This is a genomic window from Baaleninema simplex PCC 7105, assembly GCF_000332355.1.
Classification (GTDB): domain Bacteria; phylum Cyanobacteriota; class Cyanobacteriia; order Cyanobacteriales; family Geitlerinemataceae; genus Baaleninema; species Baaleninema simplex.
Genome location: NZ_KB235958.1, coordinates 267847 through 293890, shown reverse-complemented (window position 1 = coordinate 293890; position 26044 = coordinate 267847). Strand labels below are relative to the sequence as shown.

Here is a 26044-nt window from a genome sequence, read left to right as displayed (position 1 = left end):
ACAGGATATCGACCGCCAGGGGCGATCGCGCCAAACGGCACTAACGCGCGAAAAGCTGTTCTAAAGCGATGTCACGCTCGCGAGCCACCTCGGAGAAGGTGCGTAAGTTCGCCAGAGCGTCCACAGCCGCCCGTGCGTTGTTGAGGGGGTTGCTCGATCCCAGTTGTTTGGCGAGGATGTTTTGGACGCCCGCCAGTTCGAGGACGGTACGCACGGCACCCCCAGCAATTACACCCGTACCGGGAGAGGCGGGACGCATCATCACTTTGGCCCCTCCGGCGATGCCGTTAGAGCGGTGGGGAATCGAGTTGGCTTTCGTCAGAGGAACAGAAACCGCGTGTTTTCTCGCATCGGCGACGCCTTTTTTCACAGCGCCGATGACGTCTCCGGCTTTCCCGACGCCGACGCCCACTTGGCCGCGTTCGTTACCGACGACGACAATGGCACGGAAGCTGAGCTTTTTACCGCCTTTAACCACTTTGGTCACGCGGCGGATTTGAACGACGCGCTCTTGCCATTCAGAATCTTTTTCGCGGTTGCGGTTCCCTTTTTTCCGACGGTCTTGTCGATCTGCCATGTTTGATTGAAGTCGCGTGGTGTACTTTAGAAGTTTAGCCCGGCTTCGCGGGCGGCATCGGCGAGGGCTTTGACTCGGCCGTGGTAGAGGTTGCCTCCGCGATCGAAGACCACCTTATCGATACCGGCCGCTACCAAACGCTTGGCGACGAGTTCGCCGACTTTGGCGGCGGCGTCGCAGGTGGCCGTACTGTCGAGTTGGAGTTCCTTATCGACAGTAGAGGCCGCCGCGAGGGTGTGGTCTCGCGTGTCGTCGATGGCCTGGACGTAGATATGTTGGTTCGATCGAAACACGGCCAGGCGAGGACGTTCGGACGTCCCGCGAACTTTCCGCCGAATCCGGCGGTGTCTGCGCTGAATAGACTGTGTGCGTGTCAGTTTCATAGCTGCTGTGACGGTGATGAGTAATGCGCTCGAGGCGTTATTTCTTACCGGCCTTACCCGCTTTGCGCCGAACTTGCTCGCCAGCGTAGCGAATTCCTTTGCCTTTATAGACTTCGGGGGGACGGACGCCGCGAATTTTAGCAGCGGTATTCCCGACGACTTCCTTGTTGATGCCTTTGACGATCACGTTGGTATTATTCTCGACCGCCAACTCAACGCCTTCGGGGGGGTCGATTTCGACCGGTTGGCTGTAGCCGACGTTGAGAACGAGGGTTTTGCCTTTCACTTGGGCGCGGTAGCCGACCCCTTGGATTTCCAAGCGACGCTCGAATCCGTTCGAGACGCCCTCGACCATGTTGAAAAGCAGCGTGCGACTGAGTCCGTGACGCGACCGAGAGACGCGGGATTCGTCGTGACGTTTGACGAGAATCGCCTCGCCGTCGCGATCGAAGGAAACTTCTTTCGGAAACACCCGAGACAGTTCGCCTTTGGGGCCTTTCACGGAAACAGCTTGCCCGTCGATGGTCACGGTGACGTTTTTAGGGACGCTTATAGGTCGTTTGCCAATTCGAGACATAGCTAGTTCTTGAAGTGTTTAACGGATTCGCACCCGAGGATCGCCGTCAGTTGGCGGCGTATCGAAGCGGACGTCGCCGTTCGAGAGGGTGCGAGAACTTAGTAGACGTAGCAAAGCACTTCTCCGCCAACGCCGTGCTGGCGTGCTTCGCGATCGGTCATGATGCCGCGAGATGTCGAAATAATGGCAATGCCGATTCCACCGAGAACTCGGGGGAGTTCCTTACGATTGGAGTACACGCGCAATCCCGGCTTACTCACCCGCTTGAGCATCTTGATAATCGGCTGGCGGTTTTTGCCTTTGTACTTCAGCGAAACGACGAGATGTCGCTTGACTCCTTCGCCGACTTCTTCAAATTCAGAAATAAATCCCTCGTTTTTTAAAACTTGGGCGATGCTGCGCGTCATCTTGGTGGACGGCACTTGCGTCGTGTCGTGCCGAGCCAAGTTCGCGTTGCGAAGGCGCGTCAGCATATCTGCAATAGTATCGTTAGCCGCCATAGTTTCCTCTTATCTAACCTGCCTCAATTACTGCGGAAGGGCATTCCCATTTCCTTGAGCAAAGCGCGACCCTCTTCGTCTGTCTCAGCCGAGGTAACGATCGAGATGTCCATGCCCCGCACTTGGTCGACGCTGTCGTAATCCACTTCCGGAAAAACGAGCTGCTCTCGGAGGCCGAGGGTGTAGTTTCCTCGGCCGTCGAAACTTTTGGGACTGATGCCGCGAAAGTCTCGAATCCGAGGCAAGGCCAAATCGATCAACCGAGCCAAAAATGCGTACATCCGCTCTTGGCGAAGCGTCACCATCACGCCTACGGGCATTCCTTCGCGAAGTTTAAATCCAGCGATGGATTTTTTGGCACGGGTGACGATGGGTTTTTGACCCGTAATAATCGCCAGTTCCCGCACGGAGGATTCGAGGGCTTTGGCATTTTGAGATGCCTCTCCCAGACCTCGGTTGACGGTGATTTTCACCACTTTGGGAACTTGGTGGATGTTGGTATAGCCGAACTGGTCTTTCAGCTTGGGGACGATGGTATCTAGGTAAAGGGTTTTGAGTCGCTGTGTCATGGTCGTAGTACCTCGGAAGTGTCCTGGTCTTGGTCAGGACGAGTAAAGCTGTATCGGAAGCGAACCGACAACGGATCGTCAATCAAGGATCTCTCCAGTTTTTTTGAGCTTTCTGACTTTTCGTCCGTCTTCGGTGAAGGTGTAGCACACGCGGCTGGCCACCTTTTCTTTGGTCGAATACAGCATCGTGTTGGAGCTGTGGATGGGGGCTTCAAAGGTCACGATGCGACCGGACTCGTCTTCTTGGGTGGGTTTGACGTGCTTGGTGCGGACGTTGACGCCTTTAACCACTACTTGACTGGTTTCGGGCAACGCTCTTAGCACTTCGCCGACCTTGCCTTTGTCTTTCCCGGCGATGACCTGAACGGTGTCGCCTTTTTTGACGTGCATTTTCAGGCGAGTCGGTGTTTTCTGTTGGCTCTTAGGCATCTAGAGCACCTCCGGCGCGAGCGAAACGATTTTGGTGAAGTTTTTCTCCCGAAGTTCGCGAGCGACGGGGCCGAACACCCGCGTTCCTCTGGGGTTGCCGTCGAGGTTGACGATGACGGCGGCGTTGTCGTCGAAACGGATGCTCATTCCGCTTTCGCGACGTAGGTTTTTGCGCGTGCGGACGACAACCGCTCTCACGATGTCGGATTTTTTAATCGCCATGTTGGGGATGGCGTCTTTGACGACGGCGATAATCGTGTCGCCGACGTGGGCGTAGCGGCGATTTCCCCCGAGGACGCGAATACACATGAGCTTGCGCGCCCCGCTGTTGTCCGCCACGTTGAGATAACTTTCTTTCTGAATCACGGTCGTTCTCCCTTACTCCGAGCGTTCTTTAACAAGCCTGCGATGACTTATCGAAACCGACTAAGCGTCCGGAGTGTGGCTGAGAGTTTCAACCACGACCCAGTGCTTGTGTTTGCTGAGGGGGCGGGTTTCGCGGATGCGAATGCGATCGCCGATCTGGCACTCGTTATTTTCGTCGTGGGCTTTGTAGCGTTTGGTTTGAACCATCGTTTTGCCGTACTTGGGGTGGGGAACCCGGTTTTCGACGGCGACAACGACCGTTTTCTGCATTTTGTTACTGACGACGGTGCCGACTCTTTCTTTAACTGCCATAAGCGGATGACTTTCTTGGTCGATAAACGGATAGGGAGATTACGCCTCTTCTTCCTCGCTCGCGGCGGCCGGTTCTTCGGCGGGAGCCTCGGCGGGAACGTCGGTGGAAGTGTTATCGCTCGCGGCGGCCGGTTCTTCGGCGGGAGCCTCGGCGGGAACGTCGGTGGAAGTGTTATCGCTCGCGGCGGCCGGTTCTTCGGCGGGAGCCTCGGCGGGAACGTCGGCGGCCGTTTTCGCCGCTTCGAGTTCGCGCTCGCGTTCGACGGTCAGCAACTGCGCGAGACGATGGCGCAGGTGTTTGAACTGGTGGGGTTTTTCGAGTTGTCCGAGGGCTTGTTGCACCCGCAGGTCTAACAGTTGTTTTTTAATGTCGAGAACCTGCTGGGACAGTTCTTCACTGCTGAAATTTCGGACTTCGTCGATCTTGGGCAAAGACATCGTCAGTTTCTACTCTCCTTCGCGCTTGATGAATTTCGTTTTAATCGGCAGCTTGAAGGACGCCAGACGCATGGCTTCCCGAGCGGTTTCTTCGGGGACGCCTGCGATCTCGAACATGATGCGGCCGGGTTTGACGACAGCCACCCAAAACTCGGGCGATCCTTTACCGGAACCCATCCGGGTTTCTGCCGGACGCATGGTCACGGGTTTGTCGGGAAACAGACGAATCCAGATTTTCCCACCGCGACGGACGTAACGAGTCATTGCCCGACGGCTGGCTTCGATTTGACGGGAGGTAATCCAGGACGGCTCGAGAGCTTGGAGGCCGTACTCCCCGAAATCGACTTTGTTGCCACGGGTGGCTTGACCCCGGAGTCGTCCGCGCTGCTGTTTGCGGAATTTGGTACGTTTCGGACTGAGCATGGTTTGCGAATCGAACGTTGGCTATGGGTCAGACAGGGTGCGACCGACGGGACTCGGTTTTACCCTTCGTTGGAGCGATCTTCAAACTGTCTGCGACGCTGTTGGCGACGGCGAGGGCGATCGGCGTTCGCGGGCGCTTTTTCTTCCTGTCCCGGCAAGATTTCGCCTTTGAAAATCCACACTTTCACGCCCAGGATGCCGTAAATGGTGCGGGCGGTACGGTAGCAGTAATCGATATCAGCCCGTAACGTATGCAGGGGAACGCGACCTTCGCGAGTCCATTCAGTCCGTGCGATTTCGGCACCGTTGAGGCGTCCGGCCACTTGCACTTTGATGCCTTCGACGCCAGCGCGCTGGGCTCGTTGGATGGCTTGGCGCACGACGCGACGGAAGGACACCCGCCGTTCGAGTTGTTGGGCGATATATTCGGCAATCAAGGCGGCGTCGGCGTCCACACGGGTCACTTCGACGACGTTGATGCGAATTTGACGGTTGCTACCGCCGAGAATCCGTTGCAGGTTCGTCCGCAGGCTTTCGATGCCGCTGCCACCGCGACCGACGACTACACCGGGACGGGCGGTGCGAATTTCCAGGTCGATTTGGTCGGCCTTGCGTTCGATGCGAACTTCCGAAATTCCGGCGTTGTTCAGGTTGTTTTGGATATACTCCCGAATCAGGCGGTCTTCTTTGAGCAGTTCGGGATAGCGTTTGCTATCGGCGAACCAACGAGAGCGGTGTTCTTGGGTTACTCCCAAGCGAAACCCAGTCGGGTGAATCTTTTGTCCCACGAGTCCTAGTCCTCTTGTCTACTCTTCGTCAATTTCAGGGGCGACTGCCACGGTGATGTGACAGGTGGGTCGGCGAATCATGTAAGCGCGACCTTGAGCGCGAGGGCGATAGCGTTTCAGGCTCGGCCCTTGGTCGGCGAAGGCTTCGGACACCACGAGGGACGCCGGATCGATGCCGAGGTTGTGTTCGGCGTTGGCGACGGCCGAACGCAGGACTTTGAGGACGGGGTCGCAAGCCCGGTAGGGCATGAATTCTAAGATGACCAGTGCTTCCCGGTAAGTCCGTCCCCGAATTTGGTCGAGTACGCGGCGCACTTTATGGGGGGACATTCGGATATAGCGCGCAGTCGCCTTTGCTTGTTCGGTAGTATCGACAGCCATGAGGCTTCTCCTTCTCTAGCGGCGGGCTTTTTTATCACTCTTGGCGTGGCCTCGGAAGGTGCGCGTCGGGGCGAATTCTCCGAGTTTGTGGCCGACCATTTGCTCGCTAACGTAGACGGGGACGTGAGCGCGACCGTTATGGACGGCGATGGTATGTCCGATCATCTGCGGCACGATCGTAGATGCGCGAGACCAGGTTTTGATAACTTGTTTTTCGTTTTTGGCGTTGAGGGCTTCGATTTTTTTCATCAAGCTGTCGGCGATGAAAGGCCCTTTTTTGAGCGATCGACTCATAGTTTCGCGATAGTGAAGTACACAGAGGGAGTCCGTTCTGATGCGGCCGGACGAGGTTTAGCTTTCGCGTCCGCCCCGGCTGCGTTTGGAAGTCTTACGACGGCGACGCACGATGTATTTGTCGCTTTGTTTGTTCTTCTGACGGGTTTTCATCCCTAGTGCGGGTTTGCCCCAGGGGGTCATCGGACCGCTGCGACCGATGGGCGCCCGTCCTTCACCGCCACCGTGGGGGTGATCGACGGGGTTCATGACGCTACCGCGCACTTGCGGGCGACGACCTTTCCAGCGGGTGCGTCCGGCTTTGCCGAGGGTCAGGTTTCTGGCTTCGCTGTTGCCCACTTGTCCGATGGTGGCGTAGCATTCGCGGCGTACCATGCGAACTTCGGTCGAAGGCAGTTTCAGGGTGACAAAGTTACCTTCTTTGGCGACCACTTGGGCGCTGGTTCCTGCTGCGCGGACGATTTGACCGCCGCGACCGGGCATGAGTTCGACGTTGTGGACGCTCGTACCCAGGGGAATGCTTCCCAGGGGCAGGGCGTTTCCGACTTCGATGGGGGACTCGGGGCCGGCAACGACGGTGCTGCCGACGGCCAGTCCGCTCGGATGCAGGATGTAACGCTTTTCGCCGTCTTGGTAGTGCAGTAAGGCGATGCGGGCGTTGCGGTTGGGGTCGTATTCGATCGCTGCGACTTTGGCGGGTACGTTGTGTTTGTCCCGGCGGAAGTCGACGAAGCGATAGCGGCGTTTGTGACCGCCACCGCGATGGCGACAGGTGATGACGCCCCGGTTGTTACGCCCTTTGGCGCGGTGTTTGGATTTGGTCAGGCTTTTCTCGGGTTTGCTCCGAGTGACTTCGGAGAAGTCCGAGACGGTGGCTTGGCGAGTACTCGGGGTGTAGGGTCGGTACGAACGAATACCCATGATGTTTGTCTCAGGTTTGGTGTGCTACGAAAGAAGGGGCGAGGGTTCGGACGCCAGTTTTAAACGTCGGGGAACAGGTCGATGGAGTCGCCGTCGGCCAGCCGAACGATCGCGCGTTTGTACTGGGCTTTGTATCCGACGAAACGTCCGACGCGCTTTTTCTTCAGCGGTTTGCGGAGGGTTTGCACGGAAACCACTTTGACCTCGAACATGGCTTCGACGGCCGCTTTGATTTCGGGCTTGGTGGCTTTGAGCGCGACGTCAAAGGTGTATTGGTTGTTCTCCATCAGCCGCGTGGCTTTCTCGGTGATGAGGGGGCAACGGATGATATCGGCTAGGTCGCGCTGCGAAACGGTTTTAGTCACTGTAAACCTCCTGAATCTTGGCTAATCCTGCGGCCGTGGTCACGATTTTGTCGGCGTGAAGCAGGTCGTAGACGTTGAGGTTGGTGGCGGCGATGGTTTTGAGCCGCTCGACGTTACGAGCCGACAGATATACGTTGTCGGGGATTTCCGGCAAAATCATTAGGATTTTGCCGTCGGCGTCGATGCCCCAACGCTCGAAGGCGTTGACGAGGTCTTTCGTCTTGGGGCGCGAAAACTGTTCGGCGAATTCTTCGACGACGATCAGATCTTCGGCACGGCTGGAAAAGGCGGTTCTCAGGGCGAGACGCCGCTCTTTTCGGTTCATTTTGAGGTTGTATTCTCTCGGTTTGGGACCGAAGATGACCCCACCGCCTCGCCACAGGGGAGACCGGTTCGACCCGGCCCGGGCGCGACCGGTGCCTTTTTGACGCCAGGGCTTGCGACCGCCACCGCGCACTTCGGCGCGAGTTTTGGTGGAAGCCGTCCCTTGGCGGGCGTTGGTCGTTTGACGCACGAGGGCGCGGTGGACGATGTGGGCGGCGCTTTCTTCTTTGGCAACTTTGAGTTCGAAGGTGGCTTGTCCCACTTCTTCGCCTTGCCAGTTGCGAACTACACAATTAACCATGTCGATCGTCTGTTACTCGTTCGAGGATGGAAGGACTATTTGGCGCCAACGATATTGGCGGGGGCGATGCTGATTAAGCTTCCGGGTTTTCCGGGAACGGACCCTTTCACGAGCAGCAGGTTCCGTTCGGCATCGATTTTAACGACGGTCAGTTTGCGGACGGTGACGCGATCGTTTCCTTTGCGACCGGCCATCCGTTTGCCGGGATAGACACGACCGGGGGTCGTTCCGGCGCCCGTCGAACCGGGGAGGCGGTGGTTTTTCGACCCGTGAGACATGGGCCCGCGCTTGAAGTTATGGCGCTTTTGATATCCGGTGAAGCCTCTGCCGATGCTGTGACCGGTTACGTCTACGATTTGTCCGTTTTCAAAGATTTCGACGGTGACGGACTGTCCGAGTTCGTACTCGCTGACACTGGCGGGTTTGTATTCGCGCAGGTGACGCAGAGCCGGGGAATCGGATTTTTTGAGATGACCCAGTAGCGGGTTGTTCAGTGCTTTAGGTTTGACTTCGTCGTAGCCGATTTGTACGGCTTCGTACCCGTCAGTTTCTTTGGTTTTGATTTGCGTGACTTTGCACGGTCCGGCTTCAACGACGGTAACGGGGACGGCTATGCCTTCCTCGTTAAAGATTTGCGTCATGCCGACTTTTTTGCCGAGAATCCCAACAGACACGGTACTGTTTTCTCCTTGTTTAGCCACTACACATACGAAGATAGGTTGGCGTATGCCTCACCCACAGATCGCTCGCAGCGTTTGACACCCCTATAACGCGACAACCGCAGATGGTTCTCTAGAACCACTTCGGTTGCCGCGATCGAGGAGATTCGATACGTTGAACTGGGGTGTCCGTTAAAGCTGTTTCGAGGTTGCCGAGTTCGGCTGAGACTTAGGTAAACTTTGGGTTCGCCCAGTATCTCCGGAGCGGGTTCGCAACTGATGTTGGGGAACCGTTTCCGAATTTTCCCAGACGCCGATAACATGGACGGTTCGGGCGCGGGAAGACCTCTACGCTTGCGACTTGGTGCCTTGTTGAGGGCAGTAAGCCAGTCCCGTAGGCTACGCGATCGAGTCGCACTATAGTATATAGTGCTAACGTTTTTCTATAACTTTCAGTCGCAATTTCCCAGTATACGCGAGTCTATCTTAATTGTCTAGTTCGGGGAGAATTTAATTTAAAGGCAACAGGGAATCGTGCAGGTGTTGGAGGGGATTTAACCTCGCCCAACACCATCGCTACGTCGGAGCTTCTGACTCTTCAGGCGGTCGAGGATACTCACTGACACCGATCGCTCGCATCTAACTAAAATCCCTTACTGTTGCCCGCTCCCTGTTTCCTCAACTGAAGGTCGGTAAAATGCGATCGCTATCCTGTAGGCTGACTCGGCCGTATCCTCGTGGGAATCCCGCTGTGGGGCTATACTTTTTTAAAGGATTGTTGCGGTAATTTGCGATCGCGTCTTGTCGGACGGTTCTGTGGCGGTCTCGCGCTAGGCGCGTCGATGGCAATCTATAGAGAGTTTCAAAGGCATGATATTACTGGCAAACGGCAAAAAATTTCTATCAGATCTCGAACAGTTTGGGGCGTTGGGGGCTTACGTTCCCCTCGAAGGTGGCTTTGAAGGACGTTACCAACGACGCGCTCGGGCTGCGGGTTATACGAGTATTTCGCTCTGCGCTCGGGGATTGGGCGATTTGGCGTCTTATTTGATGGGCGTTCACGGCGTTCGTCCCCCTCATTTGGGTAAAAAGGATTTCGGTGACGGTGCGGTGGGGCCGATCGCTTACGTTCCCCCGATCGTGCAAACTCAACTGGATACGCTTCCGGATCGATCGAAAGGTCTATTGCTGTGGATTTTCGATGGAAGAGTGTTGTCTCGTCAGGAACTTGAATATTTGACGGCACTTCCGAAAATTGAACCCCGCGTGAAAGTGGTGGTGGAAGTGGGCGGCGATCGCGTCTTCCGTTGGATGTCTCTTGAAGACGTTCTGGTTCCGGCTTAATTGGGAAATGAGGGGATGATGAGAAAGCTCGGTTCTCTTGTGGCTTTGTGTCTCTAAATTCTCTAAAATTCTCTGATTTTTCAATATCTCGATCGACGGCGTACCGATGTTTTCGGTGCGTCGTTGTTGTTGGTGGCGCTTTGTTAAGTTAATCTACGGTTTCTCGGTCGAGATACTGTGGTTTTGATAAGATGGGTGGAGAATTTTATCCAACGCAATCTTACAAACAGCCTACAAGTCAAGCTGTTATCTCTGTCACGTTTAGGAGGTTTGCTATGAGCGATCGCCCCGATCGACTGTCGCCAAGCGAAATCGCACGATCGAGCAAACGTTGTCTCGATCGCACACCCCACCATCGAGTATTGTCCGAAACCAGTTTCTATTATTTCGCCTACGGTAGTTGTATGTGTCCGATCGACCTACAGCGAACCCTCGGCGAAAGTACGCGAGACTACGTGGTGGGTACGGCGGTTCTCGACGGATATCGCCTCGCCTTCAACCGTCGATCGCGCCGTCGCAACTGTGGCGTTCTCGATGTCGTGCGCGACGATAACGCTCGCGTTGAGGGGGTTCTGTACCGTCTTCCCTGGCGTTTGAGCGATCGCCTCGACGAACGGGAAGAAATCCCCACGGGAGGCTATCGCCGCGAAACCATCGCCGTACAGTGTGGCGATCGCCACTATAGCGACGTTCGGACTTACGTTGTCGTGAACAAACTTCCCCGCGAACTCGCCCCCAACGACTGGTATTTCAACGTAGTGTTACGGGGGGCTGTGACTTGCGGACTCTCCGAAGCCTATTGCTGGCGGTTGTTCGAGCATATGTATCGACTGCAACAACAGCAAGGGGCAATCGAACTTCCCCGTTCGGCATAAAAGGCTCGAGAAGCTGTGTATAATCGGGGTTTGCAATTTGTGCAACCTTTGATAGCAAACCCTCGAAAACCGCACTAGCGCAGCGATCGACTGCAACGATTCATGAACGGTTCCACTGCAATTTTACTTTTGGCTTGTCCCGATCGCCAGGGACTCGTGGCGAAAATCGCCAATTTTATCTATTCCAACGGCGGAAATATCATCCACGCCGACCATCATACGGACTTTTCCGCCGGACTGTTTCTCAGCCGCATTGAATGGCAACTCGACGGTTTTAACCTGCCTCGAGAGATTATTGCCCCGGCTTTCGATGCGGTGGCGAAGCCTTTGGAAGCAGACTGGGAACTCCATTTTTCCGATGACGTTCCGCGCATCGCCATTTGGGTGACGAAACAAGACCACTGTTTGCTCGATTTGTTGTGGCGTCAAAAGGCGAAAGAGTTTCAAGCGGAAATCCCGTTAATTCTTAGCAATCATACAGAATTGCAGCCGATCGCCGAACAGTTTGGTATCGATTTTCATCACGTTCCCATTACGAAAGAGACGAAAGCGGAACAGGAAGCCCGAGAACTGGAACTGTTGCAACAGTACGATATCGACCTCGTGGTGTTGGCGAAATATATGCAGATTCTCAGTTCGGATTTTGTCGAAAAATTTCCGAAAGTCATCAATATTCACCATTCGTTTCTTCCGGCGTTTGCAGGAGCAAAACCTTATCACCGGGCGTACAAACGGGGGGTTAAGATTATTGGGGCAACGGCGCATTACGTGACGGAAAATCTCGATGAAGGACCGATTATCGAGCAGGATGTGGTGCGCGTCAGTCACCGGGATACGGTTGCCGATTTGATTCGGAAAGGGAAAGATTTGGAGCGGATGGTGTTAGCGAGAGCGGTGCGATCGCATTTGCATCGTCGCGTTTTGTCTTACAACAATCGCACGGTTGTTTTTGCTTAGATTGATGTTTTCGGGTGGTGGGGAGGTAATAGTCCTCCCGACTACATTCCCATGCGAAATCGGGAAACGAGCGCACGAGAACAACGAGAATGAGTTTTGAGAAAAAGATTTGCTACAATAAAATTTAGCTTTTAATACTCTAACTTGTTTTGAAGTTTTCTAAGGTATGAGGTAAACGAGCGATGAAACTTAAAGCGATCGTTCATTCAGCAGAAGAAGGTGGTTACTGGGCTGAAGTTCCTGCACTACCTGGGTGTATCACTGAAGGCGATACCTGGGAAGAAGTTTTGGCAAATCTCGAAGATGCGATTCGAGGTTGGCTTGAGGTTGCAAACGAGAACCTCAGTGTTTTGCAATGACTTATGTGCAATACCTTAAACTCCCACAGATTCGAGATAGGGTTGCATGGTTTCCCAAGTTAAACCCTGTTCGATGTACTGGGGATTTTCGGGAACGTAGGGACTTTGCAGGCGATCGATCTTCTCAATTGTCGCATCGTCGGGAAGTACCGACACGTCGGGATCGAACGCTGTCGGACGCATTAGCGAACTGGAAAACCCCTTGAAAATGACGATTTCGTCCTCTTCCCCCTCTACTGTGGCGGAGACGAGTAGCACCTCTTGGGGGCGTTTGATGGTGTACTGTTCCAGACGCGCGATCGCAGAAGCCATAATTTTTCGAGGTTATGCTAAACCCTATCCCAAAGCCGATCGCCCTTGCTTACCCAGGCGAACGAAGCAGAAATACAACAAGCAAATGACGTAAACCGCCAAACCGACGATCGCAAAGAAGCCGAGGATTTGCGGCGAACCGTTGGGGTGGAACATGGCTTTATAGCCCCAAGGTGCTTCCAACCAGACGCGACAGGCGAAATCCTCTACGAGAGCGTCAGTCGTCAATGCGGCGCACCGCAACGAATAGGCTTGAAAAATCGCGCCAATGATGCAATAAAGCGTCACCGCCCAACGCCACGCGGTCATCGTCCATTTTAACGGAGAGGGCGGACGGTCTTCGATTTCGTCGTTGATATCGACCCAAAACCACAGGGAGGCGGGAATTAACAGACGCGCCATGAATCCCGTAATGAAGCTAATGGGAAGCGACGCGATCGCCAAATAGACGGTAATCGCCAACAAACTCGCGACACGCCAATAGATGACGAGGAGGCGTTGCATGGCTTCGGCTTTTTGGACGAACGCCCAAATCAGCAAAACCAAGGGAAGCGAGACGGTGAGGAAAACGGCGAGACGGTAATCCGTCCAGACGAGCTGTTGCAGTAAAGGTTCGTCGAACATTCGGGATTTTGGATGCGGGGCGCACTTACTCGAACGATGTTACCACTTCGCGCTCGGCAAGGGTGCGACAAAACACCGAAGGCTGAAATTACGGTTCGTCGCTGCGAACGATAAGACAACCGGAAATGGAGAGTTTACCGCGATCGAGCCTCAGTTCGTCGAGTTGGACTTGGGAATCGAAGGGAACGGTAATCGTGGGAAAGTCTTGTCGCCTGTCGGTTTCGAGTTGTGGCGTCAGAAATTGCAGTTGGTTGTTTTCGGCGACGCGCACTTCGGTACTGAGGGTAAACGGTTGCGGTGTGGAGGCGGAGAGGATGAGGGAGGCGCGATCGAATCGAACCTCTGCGGTGGAGAAATCTACGGCGTCGGGAAGAACGCTTTGAAACAATTCTTGTACGGGCGTTTGCAGCAATGGCGAGGCGAGGGAACGGGTGAGATCGCGATCGTGGAGGTGCAAGCGCACGGAGACGGGTACGGGTTCGAGTAACCGCAGGGGTTTCCCTTTGAGAATTTGCCACAGATTGATACGGATGCGATCGCCGCAGAGGTCGATGTGACTCAGGTGTAAGCCTTGATAGACGGCGCGTCGGGCGGAAATGGAGACTTGGGGAACGTAGCCGCTGAGGATGTCGCGATTGCGTCCGTTGAGGTCGATTTCGATGCGATCGACGGTTTCGACTTGGGAACGCAACCACAGGCGCAATGCAGCGGCGATCGCGCTTCCGACAGAGCTTTTTGAGGGTTTTTGTAAATCAACCGGAGAGGTGGACATATTCGAGAGGGGGAGAAAGGGAGAGGGGGAGAGGGGGAGAAAGGGAGAGGGGGAGAGGGGGAGAAAGGGAGAGGGGGAGAAAGGGAGAGGGGGAGATTTTCAGATTTTGAGGGTCGATTCGTTGTCTGTCTATTCTTCGATTTGATAGCCCAATTCTGCCAAGTGCAAGCGGGATTGTCTCCATTTCGGTTGCACTTTCACGAACAGTTCTAGATAAATTTGACCGCTAATCAGCTTTTGAATTTGCTCTCGCGCCGCCGAACCGATGCGTTTGAGCATTTGTCCGCCTTTGCCGATGATAATGCCTTTTTGAGACGATCGTTCGACGTGAATCGTAGCAAAAACACGGGTGATTTTTTGGTCTTCTTGGACGCGCTCGATGGAAATGGCGACGGAATGGGGAACTTCTTCGCGGGTTAACAACAGAATTTGTTCGCGAATTAATTCACCCATGACGAAGCGTTCGGGGCGATCGGTGACGAAATCCGGGGGATAGTAGTAAGGTCCGGGTTCGAGGCGATCGCTCAGGTTGTGTTTTAGCGGTTCGACGCCTTCTCCGGTTAGGGCGGAAAATTTCACCAGTTCCCAAGGGCGATCGCCGATTAACTCGCGGTAAGAGCGATCGATCGCTTCAACTTTATCTTGCGCTTGTACGTCGCTTTTGTTGAGTCCCAAAATCACGGGAACGGATACGTCTTTGAGTAACGCTGCGATGTAGCGATCGCCGCCACCTGCTTCGACGGAACTATCGACGACAAACAGCAATACGTCTACCGATTCGATGGCGATTTTGGCGTTTTGAACCAGGACTTTTCCGAGTTGGTGATGGGGTTTGTGGATTCCCGGCGTGTCGATGAAAATCAGTTGCGCCTCGGGGGTGGTGAGGATTCCCTGTAGGCGGTTGCGGGTGGTTTGCGCCACGGGGGAGGTGATGGCGATTTTTTGTCCCACCATCAGATTCATTAAGGTGGATTTTCCCACGTTGGGACGGCCGATAATGCCGATAAATCCAGATTTAAAGCCTTCTGGGGCGGCGGGAATCAGGGGGAGGTTGGCGAAATCGGTCATGATGCGGTTAGCGGGGTGTGGAGGAGTGGAGGGCGTTTTGCACCACAGAGACACAGAGGACACAGAGAATCGGGACACAGAGAATCGGGACACAGAGAATCGAGGTTCCTCAATTGTTCCCCGTTCCCAGATCCGGCGTTCCCCGTTCCCTACCAACTATTGGGTGAAGTCGAAACATTGTTCGTCGTACCAATAGCGTCCGTCTCCGGTGCATTGGGTTGCGTCGGAAATGTCGGGAAGGACAGCGGGATAAGGCGGTTCGGAGGCTTTGTCGCGCAGTCGATCGATCTCGAAGATGAGATACAGAATTCCGGCGATCGCCCCTAAGCCGAGAATCGATCCTAACGCGATCTGAAGTTTTCGATTGGGGCGGCGTTTGGGTTTTTGGGGTTGGTGGACGGGATAGAGTTGTTGTTGCAATTGGTGGTGTTGTTCTCGTAGGCGATCGATCTCGAGGGTGAGGGTGTCTCGTAACGGTTGCGTGTCGGTATCTGGGGGCGCGATTCGCAGGCGATCGAGGTTGGTGAGGGCGTCGCCGTAGTCGCGGACGAAGCGATCGTTTTTTTCGACGAGGTGGCCCAGATGTCGGTGGGCGAGTTCACAGAGGCGCAGGGCGAGTTTGACGCCGACGCGACTGGTGGAGAACAGGCGATCGAATTCGGTGCGGTGTAGGACGAAAATCAACGACGGACAGGTGGTGCGAACGCTTCCGAGACGGGGATAGTTCAACACGAACCCCAACTCGCCGATGGTTTCGCCTTGGGAAATTTTACCCAACAGCAGCGGGTTTCCGGTGGCGTCGTTTTTGAGCAGTTCGGCTTCGCCGTTGAGGAGAACGCAAAGGGAATCGCTGGGGGTTCCTTCGACACACAGTAAATGTCCCGTGTCGGCGTCGCAGACGGTTCCGACTTCGAGTAGTTTTTGGATGTCGGTCTCGGACAGGTCTCGCCCCAAACTCGTGTATTTTAAAAGTGCAACGATGCGATCGCGGTTTTCCATCGGCGGTGTTTTCGATTCTGTTGAAATCTGTCTGAGAAACCCATTTTGATAAATTTGAGAAACCCGGTATCTGACGGGAGTTACGGACTTGGAAGATACCGGGCTTCTGGCGAAAATGCACCCGAGGGATGCTGAAAATGCCTGGAGAACTCGCGGTTAAGGGGAGAACTCGAACAGGACTTCAGCGCGACGAACGCCGTTTTCGCTACCGTAGGTGCTAGTGGTCAGCGATCGAATATGTTCTAAAGCGGGTTTTCCAGCTAGTTCTAACACTTTCAAAAACGGAATTCGTTCTTTAATGGGTTGTTTGCCGTTTTCCCAATTTAAATAGAGATAGCCATCGTTGGGAGTGGGAAAAATGCCGAGTTTTTTGGAGAAGCCTTTATCGCTGAGTAAAGAGAAACGACGGGGGGCGCTGACGGCGCGATCGATCGCCTCGATGGAACTGGCGAGAATGCGATAGTTGTCGATTTGTCCCCGCACGCCCATCACGTCGGCTTCCAGGCGCAAGCGCAAGTTTCCTTCAGCGGTTTCTCCTTCTTTTGTCACCAGGCGCGTCCAAGCCAGGATGCGATGCTGGTCTTTCAGAGTAAACGGGCCGACGCTGTAGCCTTTTTCGAGGGCGGCGTCGTCCAGTTTTTGCATCGAAGCGTCAGCGGCGTCGGAGTCTTCGGCCACAAACAGCCAGTCGGTTTCGTGGAGATCGACACCGGGAAGTAAGGCGAGGGCGTATTCTCCCTCGACCCAGCTAAAGATGTCTTCGGGGAGAGAAATACCCCAACGGCTTTCGAGTTCGGACAGGGGTTGCGAGACGAGGCGAGAAAAGAGGTCGTCTCCCGAGAGGGCGTTGGAAAGGCGGTTCCAGCGGGTATCGAGATCCCGTCCGGCGATGACGAGGGCGCTGTTTTCGGGGATGTAGTTGAGGGCGGCGACGGGGCGATCGAGTTGGGGGGTGACGGTGGACTCGTCGGATTCGCTGGCCCAGACGGTATCGGCGACGAGACCTTTACGGGAGAGGGTCAAGCCGACGGCGAGGGTGTCGGGGAGTTGGGAGTCGGGGCGCACGGATTCGCCTCCCAGCCATGCGGCGAGTTGGGGAACGTCTCCGAGAAGTAAGCCGATGCGTCGATCGCTCATGCGATCGAGGGCTTTGCGATAGGTGGGGGAACCGTTGAGGTTGAGATCGTCAACCTGTACGTCGTTGATGGCTTTGCGGAGGACTTCCGGGGCGTTGGCGAACAAGACGAAGCGATCGCCGACGACTGCACTCGACCATTCTCCGGCGCTAGATTTGGCGAAGGGGTTGAAGTCTTTTAGTTGCAAGCCGTCGCGACTGGGGGGTTGGATTTTCGTGCTGTAGATGAGTTTGACCCCTTTATACTGCTCGAATTGGAGATCGCGCCCGGAAACGGCTTTGTTTTGCCAAAATAAATCGAGGAATTCGCGACTTTGTTCGGCGTCTTTGACTTCCAACGCCAGCAGATAGCCGGGTTGAGTTCCGTTTTTGGGGTCGCGATCGAGGTCGGGGGTGGTGACGGCGAGGGTGATTTCGTTCCCCAGCCAGGGCTTGATATCCCGTTCGTAGTTTAGATCGGTGTCCGCGAGAAGACTGCGTTTGAGGCGATCGAACTCCGCGCGGGCTTGACCGCGTTTTCTCAGAGGGGTTCGCAGTTGTCGCAAGTTCTGGAGTTTCTGCGGGTTCGCAAACAGCGACATCACCAGGGGGGCGTCTTTGGGAACGAACATCGCCGCTACGGGTTCGGAAATCGGCGCACCCCGCAGCAGGGTCAGGGAACTCTGGAACCCGAACCAGTAAACGCTCCAGACGACGGTTAGCACCAGAACCGCCAAAATGGAAATGGAAAATGGAGAAAACGCGCGTGTCTTCATGGATTTTGTCTGACTTCGCCAAGGAGAGATCTCCCATCTGCCATTATTCCATCTTGTTGGAGTCTCGGGTATCGGGACGGAAAAGATCCCCGGCATCTCGGAGATGCCGGGGATCTGGCTTTTGTCGTTGGACTGAGGGGGGCGATCGAGCGGTTTAATTCTTTTTAAATTTTGTTGACAAAAAATGTTTTATTTGATAATAAATTTGCTTCGTGAAATCCTTGTCTAAAAAGACTCGATCGCGAAAAATTCATCAGAAAACTTTTTATAAAACCGTTTCAAATTAACGGTTAGGCTGTTGGATTGAGGAACGAAACCCAACCTAAATAAAACATACAAGAAATCCTCCGAGATGGAGGATTGAAAAAAGGAAGTTTTAAGGAGCGAGAATCGCTTTTCCATAACGAGCGTCGCGATACCAGTGGGCGATTTCAGGAACCCAGCGATCGAGCTGATTTAAAATCAAATCGGCTAACACTTGAGCCTCAATTTGCGCGTCTTTTTTCGTGCGCTGATCGAGAATATGTAATAAAGCTTGTAAATCCGCCGCTAGGGTGTAATTTTGCCGAAACCCCGTGGGCAAACAGCCTCTCGCCATCTCGAAAGGATATCCGAGATCGACTTGTTCAGCATATTCAAAATAGGACTGCGCCGCTCGTTTTAAATCTTGCTGGCGAAGCTCTTCGGTGTATTCTACTTTTTGTCCGTAGCGATCGACATAGGTAAATCCCGCCGGACGTTGATAGTGAATCTCTTCGATTCCATCGATCGATTCCCTGTCCTTTTGTTGCTTGCACCAGGCGGCGATTCGCTTTCCAGTGTAGCGCATCGATTGCACGAGATGGGCGCTATCTTGGTGGCGAACGAACTGCATAATCGTGTTGTGGTCGAAACCGTTCATATGCAGGACGACGTGCGCCCATCGTAAGGGGGAATAATGCCCTTTGTTGGCTTTTAATAGGGTGTTGACGACGGATTTTCCGGCTTGGCGTTCGTCGGGGGCTTTGTCGTCAAATGCGAATCCTTCGTAAACGCATTGATGTTGTCCTTTCCAAATGGCGCGGTTGGGAGAGGGCGACGTACCGTCTGGGTCGATTTCTACGCGCAATTTAGGACAGTTTTCGAGTAGATCTTTTGCTGTGGCTAATTTCATGATGTCGGACGATTCAGCAGTGTTCTTGCGTCAAAAGTTGTTGCTTATAGGTTGGATTGAGGAACGAAACCCAACTCTTCCAACTGCGTTTTGTGGGGTTTTAGAATGTTGGATTATAACCCAATCGAATTTCACAATTTTCAATTTCACTAATTTTTGAAATTAAGAAATCGTTGAAATTCCGAAAGTTGTGGATGTTGGGTTCCACTCCGTTCCACCCAACCTACAATTTTTAATCTACAAGTTCTAAACTTTTGCCAAGGTCACTTTTTCGATTTGGTCTTGGTATTTTCCTTTTCTATCTTCGTAGCTCGTATCGCAGGCTTCTCCTTCAAAAAAGAGCAGTTGAACCACGCCTTCGTTGGCGTAAATTCGACAGTCTGCGCTAGAGGAGTTGGAAAATTCTAAGGTTAAATGACCTTTCCACGCGGCTTCGGCGGGCGTAATATTTGCTATAATTCCGCAATTGTGAACGAAAACCCCCGAATCTAAGGCAAAATTACCTGCTTCCGGAACGGTCAAACAATAAACATCGTGCGTACCGGGAACGTCTTCAACCGAAACAACTTTGTGATTGCGTGTTGCAGGTTGATGAGATTCTCCTCGAAATGCCTGGATGACTTCAGGAAAGCGCCGAAATACCGAGCGATCGCAATTCAGCAACCGAGCTGCGCCACGAATCGAACCCGTGCGATCTAATGCCTCTCGAACCGCTTCTCCTGTAATATCGTGACGGGTTTTCGATCGATCGACGAATTCTTTCATCCAGTCGGATTGCTGCTTCCGTCGGGTTCCATCGTCTTGCGCCCAAGCCTTTTTGCTTAACTCTGCGGTTAAAGCACGGGCTTGTCGATCCTGATAATAGCGAATCATGGCTTGCCGATGGGCTTGGCGGGTTTGTTCCGAGCAGTGCTGGCGACGTTCGAGTAACGATCGACGCTGCTGCTCGTATTTAGGATCGTGCCAAAATGCCTGAGCTTTATCTTGCTGCTGCTGTGAAAAAATCGCGTTCCATTGCGGGTCTTGTTTTAATTGTGCGATCGCAGCTTTAATCGATTCACCGTGTTCGACGGGGTCGAACTCTGCACCGTAGGATTCTCGATTGTGAAGTTGGATATGCTCGGACGCATCCATTCGGATGATATTCCAAGGGTTGTTATTTAATCGATTAAAGTCGATATGATGGCGATGGGAATCGCTAATGTCGGCATAGATGTCATTGCGAACGTTCCATTCATCGCTTAACCGATGTGTCGGATACAAATGCCCGTTCAGCGGTTGATAAACCATTTCATAACCGCGATGCAATTGTCGATACAAAGGCATCAGCGAATCTTGAGGGCGCAAAGTATGCGCTTCGACCATCCGTCCGTCTCGGGTCAAAAATTGATGATCCGGCGTGCAGAAAATGGACTGACCGTTATCCAACGTCACCTTCATTAACGAATCCCGACCGATATATCTCGGAGCTTCTAGAAGTGTGACGATAACTCGTCCGTGAAGACCGATACTGTAGCCCCAAAATTGCTCGCCATCTTCGGAACGTCGCGCCATTTCTTCTAACGTCGGCGCCGTTCCATCTACCAAAGCAACGCGCGTATCGCCTCGAAAACAACGTGCATACGTGCTTTTTCCCAAACAAACCACGGTTACGTTGTTGGGAATATCCAGTTTTTCGAGGGCGACGCCTAACCCATAAGAATGGGCGGGAAGAACGAAATAAGAGCCGTTTTCGTCCGTGTAAAGTTTCGTCGGTTCGAGGTTTTCCGGGTTGAAGTTTTTGGGATCGACGACGGTTCCAGGGATGTGGCGAAAAATCCGAAATTCCGCTGGGGATAGACGAATATCGTAGCCAAAACTACTCAACCCATAGGAAATCACAGGGAAGTCGTCGGCGTGGCGAACTTGTTGCGGTTCAAAGGGGGAAATCATCCCCCTGTCTGCCATTTGAGCAATCCAGGTATCGTTTTTAATCACTGCTTCGAGAAAGTACCCACCAACTGACTAGGATATCGCGTTGACGATCGCTTTTGACGATCGATTTTGGGGAAGAACGAGTTTTCGTGAAATCGCTAGGGTCTCGGGGCGCGGTCGATTTCGTTACGAGATCGATCGTATACTTGACGGGGACACGCGCTCGTCTGAAACGTCCGAGTTGTCTAGTGTAGGAGAGAATTTGTGAGATTGGTCATTTTGGGCGGCCCTGGTGCCGGAAAAGGGACGCAAGGTCGGATGTTATGCGAAAACTTAGGGATTCCCTGGATTGCGACGGGGGAAATTTTTCGCGCGGCGATCGAATCGGACACGGAACTCGGTCGTCAAGCGGCGCCCTATGTGGAAAAAGGCGATTTAGTCCCCGATCCGATTACCATCGAACTAATTCGCCATCGCCTCACGCAACCGGATACGGAAAATGGCTGGCTTCTCGACGGCTACCCAAGAACAGCGTTTCAAGCCGAAGAACTGGATTTTCTCCTGGGGGATCTCGGACAGGAATTAAACTGGGCGATTTGGTTAGACGCCCCGGTTCCGGTGTTGATGCAACGATCGCTCGATCGCTCCCGCGACGACGACGCCCCGGAAATCATCCGACGGCGGATCGATTTGTTCCACCAGCGCACGATTCCCATTACCGGCTACTATAAACCGCGCAACAAACTCCTTCGCATCGACGGCGATCGCCCTTCAGAAGTCATCCAACAGGATTTACTCGATAAGCTGGCGGCGACGCAAGCGTGATCCCTCCATTTCTCTCCTTCTGACTCTTCAACGTCTCGATTTCAGGTTTCGATTTTTAACGCTCCATGTCTTCCATTCCCGAACAGCTTCGTTTAAAGTTCGATCGCGCTCTCGTAGACGCCTTCGGTGAGGAACTCGCCGGAACCGATCCCCTGTTAGCCTCGACGAACAATCCCAAATTCGGCGACTATCAAGCCAACCTCGCCATGTCGCTGGCGAAACGCCTCAAACAGAAACCCCGCGACATCGCCCAACAAATTGTCGATCGCCTCGAGGTGTCAGAGATCTGCGAACCGCCGGAAATCGCCGGCCCCGGATTCATCAACCTACGCTTGAAACGGGAATTCCTCGAAGCGCAACTGCAAAAAATGCAAGGGAGCGATCGCCTGGGAATCGACCCCACAGAAACCCCTCAGACGACAGTTGTAGACTTCTCCAGTCCCAACATCGCCAAAGAAATGCACGTGGGACACCTGCGATCGACCATTATCGGCGATGCGATCGCTCGCGTTCTCGAATTCCACGGCGATAACGTCCTCCGCCTCAACCACGTGGGCGACTGGGGAACCCAATTCGGGATGCTGATTACCTACCTACGAGAAGCCTATCCCGACGCCCTCACCCAACCCGACGCCCTCGACATCGGCGACTTGGTGGCGTTCTACAAAAAAGCGAAAATCCGCTTCGACGAAGATCCCGAATTCCAAGAAACCGCCCGCAACACCGTCGTCAAACTGCAATCGGGAGATACCGAAACCCGTCAAGCTTGGGAATTACTCTGCGATCAGTCGCGGCGGGAATTCCAGAAAATCTACGATCGCCTGGACGTGCAGCTTCAGGAACGGGGCGAATCCTTCTACAACGAAATGTTACCCCAAGTCGTCGAAGACCTGGAAAAACAGGGGTTAGTTGTCGAAGACCAAGGGGCGAAATGCGTCTTTCTCGAAGGCTATAAAAATAAAGAAGGAAACCCCCAACCTCTCATCGTTCAGAAGTCTGACGGCGGTTACAACTACGCCACCACCGACTTAGCCGCCTTGCGCTACCGCATTCGCGAAGACGGGGCGCAGCGGGTGGTTTACGTCGTCGATGCGGGACAAGGAACCCACTTCGACCAAGTGTTTCAAGTGGCTAGACGGGCCGGTTGGATTCCCGAAGGCGTCGAAGCGACGCACGTTCCCTTCGGTTTGGTGCAAGGGGAAGACGGGAAAAAGCTGAAAACCCGTTCTGGGGAAACGATTCGCCTGAAAGATTTGCTGGACGAAGCGGTACGTCGCGCCCGTGCGGATTTGGAAAAACGCCTCCAAGAAGAAGGACGCCAGGAAAGCGAAGAGTTTATCGAAAACGTGGCGAACGTGGTGGGACTCAGTTCGGTGAAGTACGCCGATTTGAGTCAAAACCGCACCAGCAACTACATTTTCAGTTACGACAAGATGCTTTCGTTGCAGGGGAACACTGCCCCCTATCTACTGTATGCGTTCGTGCGGGTTCAGGGAATCAGTCGTAAGGGCGCGATCGATTTCGAGAATTTGGGCGAAGTGTCGATGTCGTTACAGGAAGAACCGGAATTCGTCCTGGCGAAACATCTGTTGAGTTTGTCGGAGATTCTCGACGAGGTTGCTTCGGAGTTGTTACCGAACCGCCTGTGTCAGTATTTGTTCGAGTTGAGTCAGAAATTCAACCAGTTTTACGATAAATGTCCGGTGTTGCAAGCGGAGGAACCGTTACGCACCTCTCGCTTGGTGTTGTGCGATTTAAGCGCCCGGACGTTGAAATTGGGACTGTCCCTATTGGGAATTGAGGTGTTAGAGCGGATGTAAGCTGAGAAAGGGAGAGGGGGAGAAAGGGAGAGGGGGAGAGGGGGAGAAACGGATTCGGTGCGTGACAAGTTGGCCGATTTCGCGGCACATTGCCCGTGTCTTTAGGTCACGCACCCTACAACTGAAAACTTTCTTCACGGGTGACGGGTGACGGGTGACTGAAACACTGTTCACTGTTCACTGTTCACTGTTCACTGTTCACTGTTCACTGTTCACTGTAAAACACACACCCTACGGTTATGGGACGAGTTTTTATTTCTGCGGGTCACGGGGGTTACGAGAACGGACAAATCGATCCGGGAATTACCGCAGGCGGTACGACTGAGGCGCAGGAGATGATTTTGTTGCGCGATCGCGTTATGAGCGAACTGCAAGCCCGGAAAGTCACGGTTCTCTCGGTTCCCGACGACCTCAGCCAGCAGCAAACCATCGATTGGATTAACAGTCGCGCCCGTTCTGACGATGTGGCGGTGGAATTACACACGAACGCCGCCCTCAACCCGGAAGCGAAGGGAACGACGGTGTATTACATCACCAATAACGCCGAACGCCGTCAGGAAGCCGAACGCCTACTTCGCGCCCTGTTACAGCGGGTTCCGCAACTGACGAATCGCGGGGCGCGTCCCGATGCGGTGACGGGAACGGGGAGTTTGTTGTTTTGTCGGGCGGTGACGGTTCCTTCGTTGTACGTGGAAGTGGGGTTTTTGACGAATCCCGAAGATCGTTATTTGATTCAAAACCGTCGCGATGAGATTGCGACGGGGTTGGCGGATGGGTTGCTGTCTTGGGTGAATCGATCGCCCGAAAAACCCCCGGATACCATCGTCTACCCGCAGATTAACATCCGCGTCAACGGTCACGAGTACGGGGAACCGGGAATCGCTGTCAATGGAAACTCCTATATTCCTATTGCGATCGCGGACAGTTTCGGGGTGGATTTGACACAGGCGTCGTTCGTGCGTCGGATTTACTATCGCAATATCGTTTACGTGAAAGCGGTCGATTTGCGCGAGTTCAACATTGCGGTGGGATGGGACAATCAAAGTCGGGCGGTGACGCTGCGATCGGTTCTTCCGATTTGTAAGGGACAGATCGATCGCATCATGGGAATTGGAAACACGACGGACGTTCAACTTCTGGTATTTCTGAAAAAGGACAACCCCCAAGCTGCGACGCAGTTTCCCGACATCGCCACGTTATATCGAGAAGAAGCCAGTATCGAAGGAGTCAATTACGATATTGCTTTTTCGCAGATGTGTTTGGAAACGGACTATCTGCGGTTTGGAAAGGGCGTTAGTGCGGCGCAAAACAACTTCGCCGGATTGGGAGACGCCGCCGGAAGTGCGGGTGGGGCGTCCTTCTCCAGCGCCCGCATCGGTGTCCGCGCCCACGTTCAGCATTTGAAAGCCTACGCCAGTACGGAACCGCTGGTACAGGAAATTGTTGACCCTCGATTCCGCTTTCTCACGCGAGGAATTGCGCCGTTAGTGGGTCAACTTTCGGGGCGTTGGTCTTCTGATATCACCTACGGCGATCGCATTATGGCAATTCTCCGCCAACTTTACGAATCCGCCGGATTGTTGTAAGTCATCTCAATTTTCCCCGTTATCAACTATCAACGATCGATTCCCCTACGCTTCTTTGAAAAAGCGAATGAGTTCGCGGACGCGATCGAGGAATTGGGCGTCTGCACTCAGTTGGGCGATCGCGTTTTGGGCGTCTCTCGAAATCCGGGTATGTTCGGCGTGGTTCTCGGATTTCAGGGTTTCGTGAGAACTCGCCAGACGGCTTAAGTCTTGGCGAATTCCGTCGAATTGACGCTGTTGAGTGGAAACCACGGAATCGGGCTTTTCGGGATCGAGGCGATCGCACAAAGACTTGACATTTTCTTCGATTTGTGCTAAGCGTTCTCGTAATTCGATGATATCTTGACGAGGATATTTGAATTCTCGCCCGATCGCCGTGAGACGATAAGCCAAATATTGATAAAAGGCGACGGCGGGGCGCAATCCGGTAAACAGCAGCGTGGCGACGGAACTGATGTAGCCGATCACGCTGATTCCGGTGGCGGCGAGGAGATACAAGCCGAGGGCAGAGATGACGTGAAGTCCGAGGGCAATCCAAAGCGATCGCCGCACAACGACTTTCACGTAACGGATTTGTTTTTCGTCGATGGGAATGCCTCTTTCGCGAGAGCGATCGGCGTCTGCGAGGACTTGTTTGGCGTTGAAGTAAACGTTCCAGGGGATGGTGACGATGGCGACTAACCACCAAAAACTCGCCACGCCGACAATCCAATCGACGAAGTTTCCGGTAGGAATCCCCAACCACTGCAAAATCCCGAAGGTGAGAAGAACGAGGATAACTAACAGGATCGTAAATCCGGCGAAGTTATTGATTTCTCTGGTGTTCATGGCACTTATGGAGGAAACGAAGGGGTGCATCTCACTTTTGCAAAAACATCAGTTTTGGGTGGCAAAATTCCCGATTAGCACTTCCGGTATAAGATCCCCGGCATCTTGGAG

34 protein-coding genes are annotated in these 26044 nt (G+C 53.8%); 7 read left to right on the top strand and 27 right to left on the bottom strand.

Annotated features, from left to right (window positions below):
- Window positions 1-40: 40 nt before the first annotated feature.
- The 18 genes from rpsE to GEI7105_RS38165 form a co-directional block, all read right to left on the bottom strand.
- On the bottom strand, window positions 41-577 hold the full coding sequence (gene rpsE, locus GEI7105_RS0103225; protein ID WP_017659046.1) for a 30S ribosomal protein S5: 537 nt from the start codon (window positions 575-577) through the stop codon (window positions 41-43).
- Between the two features lie 26 nt (window positions 578-603).
- Window positions 604-960 carry a 50S ribosomal protein L18 gene (rplR, locus tag GEI7105_RS0103220; RefSeq protein ID WP_017659045.1) on the bottom strand — a complete coding sequence of 119 codons (357 nt, stop codon included), beginning with the start codon at window positions 958-960 and terminating at the stop codon, window positions 604-606.
- Window positions 961-997: 37 nt separating this feature from the next.
- Window positions 998-1537, bottom strand: coding sequence for a 50S ribosomal protein L6 (gene rplF / locus GEI7105_RS0103215; RefSeq protein WP_017659044.1), 540 nt, complete (start codon window positions 1535-1537; stop codon window positions 998-1000).
- A 98-nt stretch (window positions 1538-1635) separates the two neighbouring features.
- Complete coding sequence (rpsH, locus tag GEI7105_RS0103210) at window positions 1636-2037, bottom strand: 30S ribosomal protein S8 (RefSeq protein ID WP_017659043.1); 402 nt, start codon at window positions 2035-2037, stop codon at window positions 1636-1638.
- Between the two features lie 23 nt (window positions 2038-2060).
- Window positions 2061-2606 (bottom strand): 50S ribosomal protein L5, encoded by a 546-nt coding sequence (gene rplE / locus GEI7105_RS0103205; RefSeq protein WP_017659042.1) that lies wholly within the window; start codon window positions 2604-2606, stop codon window positions 2061-2063.
- A gap of 78 nt (window positions 2607-2684) precedes the next feature.
- The gene (gene rplX / locus GEI7105_RS0103200) at window positions 2685-3035 is read right to left on the bottom strand and encodes a 50S ribosomal protein L24 (RefSeq protein WP_017659041.1); all 351 of its coding nucleotides are present in this window, start codon (window positions 3033-3035) and stop codon (window positions 2685-2687) included.
- Window positions 3036-3401 (bottom strand): 50S ribosomal protein L14, encoded by a 366-nt coding sequence (rplN, locus tag GEI7105_RS0103195; RefSeq protein ID WP_017659040.1) that lies wholly within the window; start codon window positions 3399-3401, stop codon window positions 3036-3038.
- A 60-nt stretch (window positions 3402-3461) separates the two neighbouring features.
- The gene (gene rpsQ, locus GEI7105_RS0103190; protein WP_017659039.1) at window positions 3462-3713 is read right to left on the bottom strand and encodes a 30S ribosomal protein S17; all 252 of its coding nucleotides are present in this window, start codon (window positions 3711-3713) and stop codon (window positions 3462-3464) included.
- Between the two features lie 39 nt (window positions 3714-3752).
- Window positions 3753-4151 carry a 50S ribosomal protein L29 gene (gene rpmC, locus GEI7105_RS34325; protein ID WP_017659038.1) on the bottom strand — a complete coding sequence of 133 codons (399 nt, stop codon included), beginning with the start codon at window positions 4149-4151 and terminating at the stop codon, window positions 3753-3755.
- A 9-nt stretch (window positions 4152-4160) separates the two neighbouring features.
- Window positions 4161-4574 (bottom strand): 50S ribosomal protein L16, encoded by a 414-nt coding sequence (rplP, locus tag GEI7105_RS0103180; RefSeq protein WP_017659037.1) that lies wholly within the window; start codon window positions 4572-4574, stop codon window positions 4161-4163.
- Window positions 4575-4633: 59 nt separating this feature from the next.
- The gene (rpsC, locus tag GEI7105_RS0103175; RefSeq protein ID WP_017659036.1) at window positions 4634-5362 is read right to left on the bottom strand and encodes a 30S ribosomal protein S3; all 729 of its coding nucleotides are present in this window, start codon (window positions 5360-5362) and stop codon (window positions 4634-4636) included.
- A gap of 18 nt (window positions 5363-5380) precedes the next feature.
- A complete protein-coding gene (gene rplV, locus GEI7105_RS0103170) occupies window positions 5381-5743 on the bottom strand; it encodes a 50S ribosomal protein L22 (RefSeq protein ID WP_017659035.1) in 363 nt (120 codons plus the stop codon).
- A 15-nt stretch (window positions 5744-5758) separates the two neighbouring features.
- Window positions 5759-6037, bottom strand: coding sequence for a 30S ribosomal protein S19 (rpsS, locus tag GEI7105_RS0103165; RefSeq protein WP_017659034.1), 279 nt, complete (start codon window positions 6035-6037; stop codon window positions 5759-5761).
- A gap of 57 nt (window positions 6038-6094) precedes the next feature.
- Window positions 6095-6958: a 50S ribosomal protein L2 gene (gene rplB / locus GEI7105_RS0103160; protein WP_017659033.1), complete on the bottom strand. Its 864-nt coding sequence runs from the start codon at window positions 6956-6958 to the stop codon at window positions 6095-6097.
- Window positions 6959-7017: 59 nt separating this feature from the next.
- Window positions 7018-7323, bottom strand: coding sequence for a 50S ribosomal protein L23 (locus GEI7105_RS0103155; protein ID WP_017659032.1), 306 nt, complete (start codon window positions 7321-7323; stop codon window positions 7018-7020).
- Window positions 7316-7948 (bottom strand): 50S ribosomal protein L4, encoded by a 633-nt coding sequence (gene rplD, locus GEI7105_RS0103150; protein ID WP_017659031.1) that lies wholly within the window; start codon window positions 7946-7948, stop codon window positions 7316-7318. Before rplD ends, GEI7105_RS0103155 begins: the two co-directional genes overlap by 8 nt.
- 35 nt (window positions 7949-7983) lie before the next feature.
- Window positions 7984-8622 carry a 50S ribosomal protein L3 gene (gene rplC, locus GEI7105_RS0103145; protein WP_026097385.1) on the bottom strand — a complete coding sequence of 213 codons (639 nt, stop codon included), beginning with the start codon at window positions 8620-8622 and terminating at the stop codon, window positions 7984-7986.
- 663 nt (window positions 8623-9285) lie between these two features.
- A complete protein-coding gene (locus GEI7105_RS38165) occupies window positions 9286-9456 on the bottom strand; it encodes a hypothetical protein (protein ID WP_158413148.1) in 171 nt (56 codons plus the stop codon).
- Window positions 9457-9477: 21 nt separating this feature from the next.
- On the opposite strand from GEI7105_RS38165, the gene ndhN reads away from it, so the two are divergent.
- The 4 genes from ndhN (at window position 9478) to GEI7105_RS34320 (ending at window position 12142) form a co-directional block, all read left to right on the top strand.
- Complete coding sequence (ndhN, locus tag GEI7105_RS0103135) at window positions 9478-9951, top strand: NAD(P)H-quinone oxidoreductase subunit N (RefSeq protein ID WP_017659028.1); 474 nt, start codon at window positions 9478-9480, stop codon at window positions 9949-9951.
- Window positions 9952-10226: 275 nt separating this feature from the next.
- Complete coding sequence (locus GEI7105_RS0103130; protein ID WP_017659027.1) at window positions 10227-10826, top strand: gamma-glutamylcyclotransferase family protein; 600 nt, start codon at window positions 10227-10229, stop codon at window positions 10824-10826.
- A gap of 102 nt (window positions 10827-10928) precedes the next feature.
- Window positions 10929-11783 (top strand): formyltetrahydrofolate deformylase, encoded by an 855-nt coding sequence (gene purU, locus GEI7105_RS0103125; protein ID WP_017659026.1) that lies wholly within the window; start codon window positions 10929-10931, stop codon window positions 11781-11783.
- A 182-nt stretch (window positions 11784-11965) separates the two neighbouring features.
- A complete protein-coding gene (locus GEI7105_RS34320; RefSeq protein WP_017659025.1) occupies window positions 11966-12142 on the top strand; it encodes a type II toxin-antitoxin system HicB family antitoxin in 177 nt (58 codons plus the stop codon).
- 15 nt (window positions 12143-12157) lie between these two features.
- Here the strand turns inward: GEI7105_RS34320 and GEI7105_RS0103115 are convergent, their stop codons facing one another.
- The 8 genes from GEI7105_RS0103115 to GEI7105_RS0103080 form a co-directional block, all read right to left on the bottom strand.
- Window positions 12158-12454 (bottom strand): DUF7734 family protein, encoded by a 297-nt coding sequence (locus tag GEI7105_RS0103115; RefSeq protein WP_017659024.1) that lies wholly within the window; start codon window positions 12452-12454, stop codon window positions 12158-12160.
- A 24-nt stretch (window positions 12455-12478) separates the two neighbouring features.
- Complete coding sequence (locus GEI7105_RS0103110; protein ID WP_017659023.1) at window positions 12479-13078, bottom strand: DUF3177 family protein; 600 nt, start codon at window positions 13076-13078, stop codon at window positions 12479-12481.
- A gap of 88 nt (window positions 13079-13166) precedes the next feature.
- On the bottom strand, window positions 13167-13850 hold the full coding sequence (locus GEI7105_RS33065) for an LmeA family phospholipid-binding protein (RefSeq protein WP_071591959.1): 684 nt from the start codon (window positions 13848-13850) through the stop codon (window positions 13167-13169).
- 129 nt (window positions 13851-13979) lie between these two features.
- Entirely contained in the window at window positions 13980-14918 is a 939-nt protein-coding gene (gene era, locus GEI7105_RS0103100; protein ID WP_017659020.1) for a GTPase Era, read from the bottom strand.
- A gap of 156 nt (window positions 14919-15074) precedes the next feature.
- Window positions 15075-15917, bottom strand: coding sequence for a Crp/Fnr family transcriptional regulator (locus GEI7105_RS0103095; RefSeq protein ID WP_017659019.1), 843 nt, complete (start codon window positions 15915-15917; stop codon window positions 15075-15077).
- A gap of 156 nt (window positions 15918-16073) precedes the next feature.
- Window positions 16074-17807 (bottom strand): DUF3352 domain-containing protein, encoded by a 1734-nt coding sequence (locus tag GEI7105_RS0103090; protein WP_017659018.1) that lies wholly within the window; start codon window positions 17805-17807, stop codon window positions 16074-16076.
- Window positions 17808-18183: 376 nt separating this feature from the next.
- Window positions 18184-18960, bottom strand: a complete 777-nt coding sequence (gene thyX, locus GEI7105_RS0103085) for an FAD-dependent thymidylate synthase (protein WP_017659017.1) — start codon at window positions 18958-18960, stop codon at window positions 18184-18186.
- A 246-nt stretch (window positions 18961-19206) separates the two neighbouring features.
- Window positions 19207-20937 (bottom strand): dCTP deaminase domain-containing protein, encoded by a 1731-nt coding sequence (locus tag GEI7105_RS0103080; RefSeq protein WP_026097383.1) that lies wholly within the window; start codon window positions 20935-20937, stop codon window positions 19207-19209.
- 201 nt (window positions 20938-21138) lie between these two features.
- On the opposite strand from GEI7105_RS0103080, the gene GEI7105_RS0103070 reads away from it, so the two are divergent.
- The 3 genes from GEI7105_RS0103070 (at window position 21139) to tftA (ending at window position 25105) form a co-directional block, all read left to right on the top strand.
- Entirely contained in the window at window positions 21139-21699 is a 561-nt protein-coding gene (locus GEI7105_RS0103070) for an adenylate kinase family protein (protein ID WP_035492425.1), read from the top strand.
- A gap of 65 nt (window positions 21700-21764) precedes the next feature.
- Window positions 21765-23519, top strand: a complete 1755-nt coding sequence (gene argS, locus GEI7105_RS0103065) for an arginine--tRNA ligase (protein WP_017659013.1) — start codon at window positions 21765-21767, stop codon at window positions 23517-23519.
- A gap of 239 nt (window positions 23520-23758) precedes the next feature.
- Complete coding sequence (gene tftA / locus GEI7105_RS0103060; protein WP_017659012.1) at window positions 23759-25105, top strand: hormogonium tapered terminus morphoprotein TftA; 1347 nt, start codon at window positions 23759-23761, stop codon at window positions 25103-25105.
- Between the two features lie 45 nt (window positions 25106-25150).
- Here the strand turns inward: tftA and GEI7105_RS0103055 are convergent, their stop codons facing one another.
- Window positions 25151-25933 (bottom strand): UbiA prenyltransferase family protein, encoded by a 783-nt coding sequence (locus GEI7105_RS0103055; protein ID WP_017659011.1) that lies wholly within the window; start codon window positions 25931-25933, stop codon window positions 25151-25153.
- Between the last annotated feature and the right edge of the window lie 111 nt (window positions 25934-26044).

What these genes read in the sequence shown, in the direction of transcription:
- rpsE (WP_017659046.1), bottom strand. Translation starts at nt 577, where the DNA reads ATGGCAGATCGACAAGACCGTCGGAAAAAAGGGAACCGCAACCGCGAA.
- rplR (WP_017659045.1), bottom strand. Translation starts at nt 960, where the DNA reads ATGAAACTGACACGCACACAGTCTATTCAGCGCAGACACCGCCGGATT.
- rplF (WP_017659044.1), bottom strand. Translation starts at nt 1,537, where the DNA reads ATGTCTCGAATTGGCAAACGACCTATAAGCGTCCCTAAAAACGTCACC.
- rpsH (WP_017659043.1), bottom strand. Translation starts at nt 2,037, where the DNA reads ATGGCGGCTAACGATACTATTGCAGATATGCTGACGCGCCTTCGCAAC.
- rplE (WP_017659042.1), bottom strand. Translation starts at nt 2,606, where the DNA reads ATGACACAGCGACTCAAAACCCTTTACCTAGATACCATCGTCCCCAAG.
- rplX (WP_017659041.1), bottom strand. Translation starts at nt 3,035, where the DNA reads ATGCCTAAGAGCCAACAGAAAACACCGACTCGCCTGAAAATGCACGTC.
- rpsQ (WP_017659039.1), bottom strand. Translation starts at nt 3,713, where the DNA reads ATGGCAGTTAAAGAAAGAGTCGGCACCGTCGTCAGTAACAAAATGCAG.
- rpmC (WP_017659038.1), bottom strand. Translation starts at nt 4,151, where the DNA reads ATGTCTTTGCCCAAGATCGACGAAGTCCGAAATTTCAGCAGTGAAGAA.
- rplP (WP_017659037.1), bottom strand. Translation starts at nt 4,574, where the DNA reads ATGCTCAGTCCGAAACGTACCAAATTCCGCAAACAGCAGCGCGGACGA.
- rplV (WP_017659035.1), bottom strand. Translation starts at nt 5,743, where the DNA reads ATGGCTGTCGATACTACCGAACAAGCAAAGGCGACTGCGCGCTATATC.
- rpsS (WP_017659034.1), bottom strand. Translation starts at nt 6,037, where the DNA reads ATGAGTCGATCGCTCAAAAAAGGGCCTTTCATCGCCGACAGCTTGATG.
- rplB (WP_017659033.1), bottom strand. Translation starts at nt 6,958, where the DNA reads ATGGGTATTCGTTCGTACCGACCCTACACCCCGAGTACTCGCCAAGCC.
- rplD (WP_017659031.1), bottom strand. Translation starts at nt 7,948, where the DNA reads ATGGTTAATTGTGTAGTTCGCAACTGGCAAGGCGAAGAAGTGGGACAA.
- ndhN (WP_017659028.1), top strand. Translation starts at nt 9,478, where the DNA reads ATGATATTACTGGCAAACGGCAAAAAATTTCTATCAGATCTCGAACAG.
- GEI7105_RS0103130 (WP_017659027.1), top strand. Translation starts at nt 10,227, where the DNA reads ATGAGCGATCGCCCCGATCGACTGTCGCCAAGCGAAATCGCACGATCG.
- purU (WP_017659026.1), top strand. Translation starts at nt 10,929, where the DNA reads ATGAACGGTTCCACTGCAATTTTACTTTTGGCTTGTCCCGATCGCCAG.
- GEI7105_RS34320 (WP_017659025.1), top strand. Translation starts at nt 11,966, where the DNA reads ATGAAACTTAAAGCGATCGTTCATTCAGCAGAAGAAGGTGGTTACTGG.
- GEI7105_RS0103115 (WP_017659024.1), bottom strand. Translation starts at nt 12,454, where the DNA reads ATGGCTTCTGCGATCGCGCGTCTGGAACAGTACACCATCAAACGCCCC.
- GEI7105_RS0103110 (WP_017659023.1), bottom strand. Translation starts at nt 13,078, where the DNA reads ATGTTCGACGAACCTTTACTGCAACAGCTCGTCTGGACGGATTACCGT.
- GEI7105_RS33065 (WP_071591959.1), bottom strand. Translation starts at nt 13,850, where the DNA reads ATGTCCACCTCTCCGGTTGATTTACAAAAACCCTCAAAAAGCTCTGTC.
- era (WP_017659020.1), bottom strand. Translation starts at nt 14,918, where the DNA reads ATGACCGATTTCGCCAACCTCCCCCTGATTCCCGCCGCCCCAGAAGGC.
- GEI7105_RS0103095 (WP_017659019.1), bottom strand. Translation starts at nt 15,917, where the DNA reads ATGGAAAACCGCGATCGCATCGTTGCACTTTTAAAATACACGAGTTTG.
- GEI7105_RS0103090 (WP_017659018.1), bottom strand. Translation starts at nt 17,807, where the DNA reads ATGAAGACACGCGCGTTTTCTCCATTTTCCATTTCCATTTTGGCGGTT.
- thyX (WP_017659017.1), bottom strand. Translation starts at nt 18,960, where the DNA reads ATGAAATTAGCCACAGCAAAAGATCTACTCGAAAACTGTCCTAAATTG.
- argS (WP_017659013.1), top strand. Translation starts at nt 21,765, where the DNA reads ATGTCTTCCATTCCCGAACAGCTTCGTTTAAAGTTCGATCGCGCTCTC.
- tftA (WP_017659012.1), top strand. Translation starts at nt 23,759, where the DNA reads ATGGGACGAGTTTTTATTTCTGCGGGTCACGGGGGTTACGAGAACGGA.
- GEI7105_RS0103055 (WP_017659011.1), bottom strand. Translation starts at nt 25,933, where the DNA reads ATGAACACCAGAGAAATCAATAACTTCGCCGGATTTACGATCCTGTTA.